The organism is Pandoraea terrae (assembly GCF_902459695.1).
Taxonomy (GTDB): domain Bacteria; phylum Pseudomonadota; class Gammaproteobacteria; order Burkholderiales; family Burkholderiaceae; genus Pandoraea; species Pandoraea terrae.
Map to the genome: position 1 here is coordinate 1 of NZ_CABPRZ010000072.1, position 648 is coordinate 648.

The 648-nt window shown below is 48.9% G+C and carries 1 tRNA gene; it reads left to right on the forward strand.

The window, feature by feature from the left end:
- The first annotated feature begins 191 nt into the window (after nt 1-191).
- Nucleotides 192-267, forward strand: a tRNA-Ala gene (locus PTE30175_RS28040).
- Nucleotides 268-648 lie beyond the last annotated feature (381 nt).

Sequence of the window (648 nt, forward strand, 5' to 3'; positions counted from 1 at the left end):
CGAAGGTTCAAGTCCTTCCAGACCCACCAATTCTCCCCATCTGAACGGCACGCCTGATCAGAACGGCAAGCCTCCCACGGTATTAGCAGCGGTCATCACTGACCACGCTAAATCAGGACGAGGCAAGGAACAAAAGACCGCCGCATACACCCGTATGCAAGGTTTTTTGTGACGCCGCATCGTTCCGATTTGGGGGCATAGCTCAGCTGGGAGAGCACCTGCTTTGCAAGCAGGGGGTCGTCGGTTCGATCCCGTCTGCCTCCACCAACACCTTAGATCACATCGATGTCAGCCAAAAGACCTTAAGCAATTGAGATTTTTTGAATGACAGCAATGTCATGCAGTATTTGTTCTTTAACAATTTGGAAGAAGAAGTAGTACAACGGAAGCGCGTTAGAGATGGCGCGTGGAAATTGTACGGGTTGTGATTGTATCAACCAGTATTTAAGTGATCGAAAGATGACTTGGAATACGGCATAAACGCGAAACTCAAACCTGTAATGAATATGACTTTCTATCCCCTACGGGGATGGGATCAGAGTAAGCGCTAAAGCGCCAACTCTGATCGACAAAGACACACTCGTTATAGGGTCAAGCGAATAAGTGCATGTGGTGGATGCCTTGGCGATTACAGGCGACGAAGGACGT